General features: G+C 70.1%; 7 protein-coding genes. 5 read left to right on the top strand and 2 right to left on the bottom strand.

All coding sequences use genetic code 11. The annotated features are described in order from the left end of the window. The first annotated feature begins 251 nt into the window (after nt 1-251). Entirely contained in the window at nt 252-1,661 is a 1,410-nt protein-coding gene (locus tag ACQKIP_RS30685) for an MFS transporter (protein WP_365854314.1), read from the top strand. On the opposite strand, the gene ACQKIP_RS30680 is transcribed toward ACQKIP_RS30685, so the two are convergent. Then, on the bottom strand, nt 1,628-2,224 hold the full coding sequence (locus ACQKIP_RS30680) for a TetR/AcrR family transcriptional regulator (RefSeq protein WP_365854316.1): 597 nt from the start codon (nt 2,222-2,224) through the stop codon (nt 1,628-1,630). The genes ACQKIP_RS30685 and ACQKIP_RS30680 overlap by 34 nt on opposite strands. A gap of 152 nt (nt 2,225-2,376) precedes the next feature. On the opposite strand from ACQKIP_RS30680, the gene ACQKIP_RS30675 reads away from it, so the two are divergent. Continuing rightward, nucleotides 2,377-3,942, top strand: coding sequence for an AMP-binding protein (locus tag ACQKIP_RS30675; RefSeq protein WP_365854318.1), 1,566 nt, complete (start codon nt 2,377-2,379; stop codon nt 3,940-3,942). 62 nt (nt 3,943-4,004) lie between these two features. Continuing rightward, nucleotides 4,005-5,192: an acyl-CoA dehydrogenase family protein gene (locus ACQKIP_RS30670; RefSeq protein WP_365854320.1), complete on the top strand. Its 1,188-nt coding sequence runs from the start codon at nt 4,005-4,007 to the stop codon at nt 5,190-5,192. 81 nt (nt 5,193-5,273) lie between these two features. Here the strand turns inward: ACQKIP_RS30670 and ACQKIP_RS30665 are convergent, their stop codons facing one another. Continuing rightward, nucleotides 5,274-6,638 carry an FAD-dependent oxidoreductase gene (locus ACQKIP_RS30665; protein WP_365854322.1) on the bottom strand — a complete coding sequence of 455 codons (1,365 nt, stop codon included), beginning with the start codon at nt 6,636-6,638 and terminating at the stop codon, nt 5,274-5,276. A gap of 355 nt (nt 6,639-6,993) precedes the next feature. Here ACQKIP_RS30665 and ACQKIP_RS30660 point away from each other — a divergent pair, with 355 nt between their 5' ends. Together ACQKIP_RS30660 and ACQKIP_RS30655 are read left to right on the top strand one after the other, a co-directional pair. Further along, nucleotides 6,994-7,965 (top strand): SMP-30/gluconolactonase/LRE family protein, encoded by a 972-nt coding sequence (locus tag ACQKIP_RS30660; protein ID WP_365854324.1) that lies wholly within the window; start codon nt 6,994-6,996, stop codon nt 7,963-7,965. Nucleotides 7,966-8,091: 126 nt separating this feature from the next. Then, a complete protein-coding gene (locus ACQKIP_RS30655; RefSeq protein ID WP_365854326.1) occupies nt 8,092-9,537 on the top strand; it encodes a glyceraldehyde-3-phosphate dehydrogenase in 1,446 nt (481 codons plus the stop codon). Nucleotides 9,538-9,581: the final 44 nt, after the last annotated feature.

Here is a 9,581-nt window from a genome sequence, read left to right as displayed (position 1 = left end):
CAGGCGGGGTCCGTGTATCCGCGGGCCCACCGGAGGTCGCCCAGCGGCGCTGTCTCGGTCGTGGGTCCGGTCGTCGTGCGGTCCGGCACGGATTCAGTCATGAGTTGCTCCCGTCAGCGGCCTCAGGTCGGCAGCAGCTAGGCATCGTCAAGCCATGGATTCACTTCACTCTAATCGTTAACATACAGATTGTTCAGTAACTCGATGCCGCGAAGACACCCGCCCCTGCTCCCCCGACCGCAGGAGTCCCCATGGCCACCCCGCAGACCACGTCCATGACCCTCGAAGATGCCTCCGTACCGGCCGGGTTCGACCGGCGGCACGCCTGGCTGATCACCGCGATGATCGTCGCGTTCATGCTGATCAACTACGCCGACAAGTCCGTTCTGGGGCTCGCGGCCGTGCCGATCATGGACGAGCTGGGGATCAGCAACAGCACGTACGGGCTGATCTCCAGCTCGTTCTCGATCCTGTTCAGCCTCTCCGGGCTCGTCGTCGGATTCGTCTCCGCACGCATCTCCAGCCGGGCGCTGCTGTTCACCATGGCCCTGCTGTGGGCGGTGGCCCAGCTGCCGGTGCTGATCGTGGCGGCGGTCCCGACGCTGATCGCGGGGCGTGTGCTGCTCGGCGCGGCCGAGGGACCCGCCGCCTCGATGTCCATGCACGCGCTCTACAAATGGTTCCCCGCCGACCGGCGAGGCCTGCCTTCTGCGCTCCAGATCAGCGGTGCCGCCCTGGGCACTCTCATCGCGGCGCCCGTCGTCACCTGGCTCATCACGGCCTTCGGCTGGCGCTCGGCCTTTGCGGCGCTTGCGGTGATCAGCCTGGTGTGGAGCCTCGTCTGGTGGCGGGTGGGGCACGACGGCCCCTACGGCCAGGCGCGCCCCGGCAGTTCTGGCAGCTCCGGCAGCTCCACCGGCACCGCCAGCACAGGCACCTCCGGCGCGAGCGGGCCGCAGCACATGCGCGAACCCCGCCTCCCCTACCGCGAACTGCTGCTGAACGGCACGGTCATCGGGAGCATCGCGAGTGCCTTCGGCGCCTCGTGGGCCCTGGCCATCAGCCATGCGTGGCTGCCCGCGTACTGCAGGACCGAACTCGGCATGACACCGGGCGGCGCGGCGACGCTCATCAGCGGCATCTCCGCCTTCAGCTTCGTCCTGCTCCTGGCGGTCTCGCCGTTCGCCGACGCACTGCGCCGCAGGGGCGTCTCCAGCCGGTGGGCGAACGGGGCGCCCCAGGGAATTGCGGTCGTCACCGCCGGGCTCGCCATGGCGAGCTTCTCGTTCGCGGGGGACGGCTGGCCCCACATCCTGCTGCTCGCGGTGGCGTTCGGGGGCAACGCCATCGTCTTCCCCCTGCACTACATGACCACGGCCGCCGTCGTGCCCACCCACCAGCGCGGAGCGCTCTTCGGCATCGTCGCCGCGACGGGGACCCTGCCGGGGCTCGTCGCCCCGTATCTGACGGGCCATCTGCTCGACACCGCGGACTCGCAGAGCGCGGGCTACGCCAGTTCGTTCCTGCTCTCCGCGGCGGTCATGTTCCTGACCGGGCTGATCGCACTGCTGTGCATACGTCCCGAGCGCGATGCGCGGCGGCTCGGCCTCACGCCCGACGGCTCCGATCAGGCCGGCGCATCGAAGCCGCTGGCCCAGTAGCGGCCGCGCAGGGCCAGGTCGAGCAGCTGGCGCACGACCTCCTCGGGGGGCATCGGCGGTGTCTCCTGCTCGACCCACCAGCGCAGCACGGCGATCTGCTCGCCCACCCAGACGCGGGCGAGGAGGTCGCCGTCCATGCGCGGCTCGACGCCGTTGCGATCGGCGCGGGCACGGAACTCCTCGGCGGTGACCCGCGCGCAGGCGTCCACGAACATCTGCAGGGGTTTGCCGTCGCCCTCGCCGCGCAGCACGATCCGGTACAGATCGCGCTCCTCGCGGGCGTGCCGCAGCATCTCCAGGACCGGCTTGCCGGTGAAGCCGACGGCGCTGTCGGCGATGGCCGGGCGCAACCGCTCCCCGAGTTCGCCGAGCAGGTCGGACGTCACGCGCGCGAACAGGCCTTCCTTGTCCTTGAAGTGCGCGTAGAAGGTCGCGCGGGCCACGTCGGCGCGCTCGGTGATGTCTTCCACCGTCAGCGCGGTGAAGCCGCGCTCGAGGACCAGTTCCACCAACGCCGAGCCCAGAGCCCGCCGTGAGCGTCGTGTCCGCCTGTCCTCGGCCATGTCGGCCCTCCTCGCCCGCAGTCGTGAATGCGGCCCCAGTCTAGAAGACTCTTGACAGTCCAGAGGTTACTGAACAATCTGTCCATTATTGAGCGCCTTGTTTAATTACAGGCTCCGCCCCCGCTCCTCCCGCCCTTCTCCGGAGAACCGCGATGAACCTCGGCAGCTATCTGACCCGCAGCGCCCGCTACTGGCCGCAGGCGACGGCCCTCGTCTGCGGGGACCGCTCATGGACCTACGAACGGCTGGACACCGCGACCAGCCAACTGGCCTCCGCGCTGATCGCCCGCGGCCTAGGCCCGGGCGACGCGGTGGCCTCGCTCGCCTGGAACCGGGGCGAACTGGTGGAGGTCGAGTTCGCCCTGTACAAGGCGGGGTTGATGCGCGCCCCCGTCAACGCCCGCCTGGGCCGCGGGGAGATAGCGCACATCCTGCGCTACGCCCCCGTACGCGCCCTGGTCTATGACGCTGCCCACCGCGAGGACGCCCTCGCCGCTATCGCCGAGGCCGGCACGGACTGCCTGCCGGTGCCGCTCGACGGCGCATCCGAGGGGGACACGGGTGCGGTGTCCTACGAGAGCCTCCTGGCCGAGGGCGGCGCAGATCCGGTCGCCGTCGACCTCGACGAACACGCCCCCTGCGTCCTGAACTTCACCTCGGGCTCCACCGGCGCCCTCAAGGCCGCCGTGCAGACGACCGGCAACCGGCTCGCCAACATGCGCAAGCAGCTGATGAGCGACGAGTCCCGGCCCCGGCCCGGCACCCGCTATCTCGCCTGCGGCCCCATCACCCACGCCACCGGGATGGGCCTGCTCGCCGGGGTGTTCGGCGGCTCGACGACCCACGTGCTGCCCGCCTGGAGCCCGCAAGCCTTCGCGGAGGCGGTGGAGAAGGAGCGCATCACCGCGACGTTCCTCGTGCCCGCCATGCTCAACATGGTGCTGGCCCACCCCGGCGCCGCGGCGCGCGACCTTTCCTCGCTGACCAGCGTGCGCATCGGCGGCGCGCCCGTATCGCCCCGGCGCCTGCGCGAGGCCGTGGAGTTCTTCGGTCCCGTCGTCGCCCAGGGCTACGGCCTGGGCGAGACCACCAGCGTGGTCGCCGGACTGAGCGGCGAGGACATCGCCCGCGCCGTCAAGGAGGACCCGGAACTGCTGCAGTCCTGCGGCCGGGCCTCCTACGACACCGAGATCCGCGTCGTCGACGAGAGCGGCGCCGAGCGCGCGCCGCGCGAGATCGGCGAGGTGATCGTGCGCGGCCCCGACTGCGTACGGGAGTACTGGCAGGAGCCGCAGCTGTCCGCCGAGACCTTCCGCGACGGATGGGTGCACACCGGTGACCTGGCATGGATGCGCGAGGACGGCTATCTCTTCCTCGTCGACCGCAAGAAAGACATGATCATTTCCGGCGGGTTCAACATCTACTGCACCGAGGTCGAATCCGCCCTCTACGAACACCCCGCCATCCGGGAAGCCTGCGTGATCGGCGTGCCGGACGAGACATGGGGCGAGGCCGTCAAGGCCGTCGTCGTCGCGGAACCGGGCGCCGCCGTCAGCGCGGCGCAGCTCATCGACTTCTGCGCCGAGCGCCTGGACCGCCTCAAGAAGCCCCGCTCCGTGGACTTCGTCGCCGCACTCCCCCACAACCGCAACGGAAAGCTCGACCGCAAGGCCGTGCGCGAACCGTACTGGGCCGATGCCGTCCGCCGCGTGAACTGACCCGTCCGCACCCGCCGCACCAGCCGCCACCGCGCCCGCCCCCGAACGAGGAACGACCCGAGATGACCTTCTCCCTGCGCCCCGCCCACGACGACCCGTACCTGGCCGACCTCATCGGCCGGCTGCGCGACTACCTCGACGGCGAACTGGCCGAGCACGAACGGGAGCGCGGCCTCACCCACGAGAGCCGCCTCACCCGCGCCGACCTCGAACCCGTCTGGCACCGCAGCCGCGAACTGGGCTTCTACGGCATCCACCTGCCACAGGAGTACGGCGGCCAGAACCTCACGTACACCCGGCTCGCCGCCCTCAAGGAGGAGATCGGCGCCAGCGGCCGCGTCCTGGCCCACAGCGTCCTGGGCGACATGGGCGGCCCGCTGCGCGCGGGCGACATCCTCAAGTACGCCACCGACCACCAGCTCGCCACCTACCTGCTGCCCCTGGTGCGCGGCGAGCGCGCCTGCTGCTTCTCCCTCACCGAGACCGACGCCGGATCCGACGTGCGCTCGATGCGCACCACCGCCGTCCGCGACGGCGACGGCTACCGGCTGACCGGGCACAAGGTGTTCTCCTCGGCGGGACCGTTCGCCGACTTCGCCATCGTGGTGGCCCGGATGGCCGGGAGCGGGGAGCAGGAGGGCCAGAAGCCGCGGTTCTCCGCCTTCCTCGTCGACCTGGACAGCCCCGGCTGCCGCGTCGAGGACGGCGCGACCCCGATGTCCGGCGAGCAGATCGAGAGCGACATCGTCCTGGAGGACTGCCGTGTCCCCGCCGCCAACCTCCTGGGCGAGGAGGGCGAGGGCATGCGCATCGCGCTGGGCCGCGTCACCACCAACCGGCTGCTGCACTGCCCCACCGTCATCGGCGCGACGCGCCGCGCCCTCGACCTGACCCTGGACCGCACCCGCCACCGCAAGGTCGCGGGCGGCATGCCGCTGCTCGCGCTGCAGGCCATCCAGCACAAGGTCGCCGACATGGCCACGGAGTTCTACGCGGCCCGCTCCATGACGTACGCGGCGCTCGCGGCCCTGGACCGGGGCGAGGACGCGCAGGCCGAAGCGTTCATGTGCAAGCTCTTCGTCGCCGAGTCCGCCTTCCGGATCCTGGACCAGGCCGTCCAGATCCACGGCAAGGAGGGCCTGACCCGGGGCAACGAGATCGAGTTCCTGTTCCGCAAGATCCGTATGTTCCGCGTCCTGACGGGGACATCGGAGATCCAGCGCAACGGCATCGCCCGGCTGCTCGCCTGACACGGTCGCGTCGCGACGCAAAGGGCGCCGGACCTGTGTGGTCCGGCGCCCTTTCGCGGCTGGGCGCCGCTCGCCTCGGGGCTAGGCGCCGCTCGCCTTGAGCATGTCCTCGCGCTCGACGATCTTCACGCGCTCGCGCTCCGCGGCCACGCCGAGGGCCTTCTCCGCGGCGTCGAGGCGGTACCAGCCCTCCCAGGTGGTGAAGCGGATGTTCTGCTCGCCGAGGTAGGCGTTGACGGCCTCCGGCTCGGGGGCGGTGGGCGCGTGCAGACGGGCGTTCGCGAAGTCGTCCAGGAGGCTGGCGACCGTCTCGTTGGCGTCGCCCTTGGTGTGGCCGATCAGGCCGACGGGGCCGCGGCGGATCCAGCCGGTGACGTACGTGGACTGCAGGTGCTCGCCGGTCTCCTCGATGACCCGGCCGCCCTTGTCCGGCACCGTGCCCGACGCGACGTCCCAGGGCAGCTTGGGCAGCTCGTCGGAGAGGTAGCCCACGGCGCGGTAGACGGCGCCCAGGTCCCAGTCCTTGAACTCGCCGGTGCCCTTGACGTTGCCGGTGCCGTCCAGGGCGGTGCGCTCGGTGCGCAGGCCGACGACCTTGCCGTCCTCGCCGAGGATCTCGGTCGGCGACTCGAAGAAGTGCAGGAAGAGCTTGTGCGGCCGGTCGCCCGCGTCGCGGATGGCCCAGTTCTCCAGGGTCTTGGCGACCATGTCGGCCTGCTTGTTGCCGCGCCGGGTCGCGATCGAGCCGTCGTCGTAGTCGATGTCCTCGGGGTCGACGATGACCTCGATGTTCGGGGAGTGGTCGAGCTCGCGCAGCTCCATCGGGCTGAACTTGGCCTGCGCGGGTCCGCGGCGCCCGAAGACGTGCACCTCGAGGGCCTTGTTGGCCTTGAGCCCCTCGTGGACATTGGCCGGGATCTCGGTCGGCAGGAGCTCTTCCGCGGTCTTGGCCAGGATGCGCGCCACGTCCAGCGCCACATTGCCCACGCCGAGGACGGCGACCTTCTCCGCCTCCAGCGGCCAGGTGCGCGGCACGTCCGGGTGCCCGTCGTACCAGGAGACGAAGTCCGCCGCGCCGTACGAGCCGTCCAGGTCGATGCCGGGGATGTCGAGCGCCCGGTCGGCCGTCGCGCCGGTGGAGAAGATCACCGCGTCGTAGAAGGAGCGCAGGTCGTCCAGGTCGATGTCCCGGGGGTAGTCGACGTTGCCGAAGAAGCGGATCTGCGGCTTGTCGAGGACCTGGTGCAGGGCCGTGACGATGCCCTTGATCCGGGGGTGGTCGGGGGCGACGCCGTAGCGGATGAGGCCGAACGGCGCGGGCATCCGCTCGAAGAGGTCGATCGACACACCGGGCTCGACGGCCACTGCGGATTTCAGCAGCGCGTCGGCGGCGTAGATGCCGGCCGGACCGGCTCCGACAACAGCTACCCGCAGAGGGCGAGACATGATCAGGTTTCCCTTCGAGCGAAGACGTGGGGCTCGTGGGGAAGCCTAAACTAAGGCAATCCTAAGTTAGTACCCGGCCTTGACCTATGACCTCATAAGGCCAGCTTATGGGATCACGTAGGCAGGGTTTGGGACGGGCCGGGCGGCACCGCGACTCCCGGCACGCAAAGAGGCGGGCGGGACGCCGGGGAACTCGAGCCGATGGCGCCGCGTTGTCAACTCACGTGACCCGCCGACGAGTTGGGTCCGAGCTCGCCCTGTGCACCTGAGTCGGCCGACTTTCACAGCGCCCGTGCACCCCAGTCGGCCGACTGCCGTCCCGCTCATCTTCCGCTCTCCACGGAGGCCCGGAACCATGAACCGCAGTCACCGAAATCACTCCAAGCCCTCCCGCCGCACCGTCCTCGGCGGGGCCGCCGTCGCAGCCCTGGCCGCGGCGACCGGCACCGGAACGGCCGCTGCCGCCACTGCCGCGCGGCACCCGCAGGACGCCGCCTGGCCGACCGAGTTCCCGCTGCCCGACGGTTTCCTGCCGGAGGGAATCACCATCGGGGACAAGCCGTACGCCTACATGGGATCGCGCGCCAACGGCGCCGTCTACCGCACCGACCTGCGCACCGGCCGGGGCGAGGTCTTCTACGAAGGCGCCGCGGGCACGGCGGCAGTCGGCCTGAAGATCGACGACGACGGCCTGCTCTACATCGCCGGGAACACCGGGGTCGCACGCGTCCTGGACACCCGCACCCGCAAGCTGGTGGCCACGCATCAGCTGACGGAGGCGACTGCCGCCCACTTCATCAACGACGTCACGCTGCTCGGCGACCGCGCCTGGTTCACCGACTCCCGCGACAGCGTGCTGTACGGCGTGCCGCGTGGCCGCAGAGGCACGGTGCGCGCGCTGGAGATCGGCGGCGACTGGGAGCAGACGCCGGACGCGATCAACGCCAACGGCATCGTCGGCGCCCCCGACGGCCGGGCCCTGATCGTCGTCAGGAGCACGCCGGGCAAGCTCTACCGCGTCCCCCTCAAGACCGGCCGCGCCACGGAGATCGCTCTGGTCGGCGCGGGCGACGTGGCCAATGGCGACGGCCTCTGGCGCATCGGCCGCACCCTGTACGTCGTCCAGAACCGGCTCAACAAGGTCAGCGTGTTCCACCTCGACGCCGGGGCCACCACCGCCACCCTGCGCCGCACCATCACCGACCCCCGCTTCGACATCCCCACCACCGCCGCCCGCTGGCGCGATCGCCTCTATCTGGTCAACGCCCGCTTCACCAGCCCGCAGGAGCCCACGACGACGTTCAACGCCGTCGCCGTACCCCTGTGACCCCTGCGAACCCCGCGCACCGCGCCCCTTTGATTCCAGGCCGGAGGGCGTCAAGCGGCACCGATTGAAAGATCAAAGTGGCGCCGGGTTAGCATATGAGCGCCGCCTAGCTCGAAAGATAAACCTGTGACTGTCAATGACGACTCGTTCACCAACTGGAAGAACCGCGAGGAGATCGCGGAGTCGATGATCCCGATCATCGGGAAGCTGCACCGGGAGCGGGACGTCACCGTCCTGCTCCACAGCCGCTCCTTGGTGAACAAGTCGGTGGTCAGCCTCCTGAAGACCCACCGATTCGCCCGTCAGATAGCCGGCGCGGAACTCTCCGTCACCGAGACGCTGCCGTTCCTCCAGGCCCTCACCACGCTCGACCTCGGCCCCTCGCAGATCGACATCGGCCTGCTCGCCGAGTCCTTCCGGGCCGACGACGAGGGCCTGTCGGTGGCGGAGTTCACCGCCCGGGCCGTCGCCGGCGCCACCGGCGAGAACAAGATCGAGAGCCGCGAGGGACGCGACGTCGTCCTCTACGGCTTCGGCCGTATCGGCCGCCTCGTGGCCCGCCTGCTGATCGAGAAGGCCGGTTCCGGCAACGGCCTGCGCCTGCGCGCCGTCGTGGTCCGCAAGGGCGGCGAGCAGGACATCGTCAAGCGTGCCTCGCTGCTGCGCCGTGACTCCATCCACGGCCAGTTCCAGGGCACGATCACCGTCGACGAGGCGAACGGCACGATCGTCGCCAACGGCAACGTGATCAAGGTGATCTACGCCAACGACCCCTCCGAGGTCGACTACACGGCGTACGGCATCAAGGACGCCATCCTCATCGACAACACCGGCAAGTGGCGCGACCGCGAGGGGCTCTCCCAGCACCTGCGCCCCGGTATCGACAAGGTCGTCCTGACCGCGCCGGGCAAGGGCGACGTCCCGAACATCGTGCACGGCGTCAACCACGACACGATCAAGCCGGACGAGCAGATCCTGTCCTGCGCCTCCTGCACCACCAACGCGATCGTCCCGCCGCTCAAGGCGATGGCCGACGAGTACGGCGTGCTGCGCGGCCACGTGGAGACCGTCCACTCGTTCACCAACGACCAGAACCTCCTGGACAACTTCCACAAGGCCGACCGCCGCGGCCGCTCCGCGCCGCTGAACATGGTCATCACCGAGACCGGCGCCGCCTCGGCCGTTGCCAAGGCGCTGCCCGACCTCAAGGCGCCCATCACGGGCAGCTCGATCCGCGTCCCCGTCCCGGACGTCTCGATCGCCATCCTGAGCCTGCGCCTGGGCCGCGAAACCACCCGCGACGAGGTCCTCGAGCACCTCCGCGACGTCTCGCTGCACTCGCCGCTGAAGCGCCAGATCGACTTCACGACCGCTCCCGACGCCGTCTCCATGGACTTCGTCGGCTCGCGGCACGCCTCGATCGTCGACGCGGGCGCCACCAAGGTCGACGGCGACAACGCGATCCTCTACCTCTGGTACGACAACGAGTTCGGCTACTCGTGCCAGGTGATCCGCGTCGTCCAGCACGTCTCCGGGGTGGAGTATCCGACCTACCCGGTGCCGGTGGCCTGATCGCCGCAGCACCCCGGAAGGGGCCGTGCCCGGATCCTTGTATC

Source organism: Streptomyces sp. NPDC059900, assembly GCF_050270335.1.
Lineage (GTDB): Bacteria > Actinomycetota > Actinomycetes > Streptomycetales > Streptomycetaceae > Streptomyces.
The sequence above is the reverse complement of the archived record's forward strand: the minus strand, read 5'-3'. Positions and strand labels throughout refer to the sequence as shown.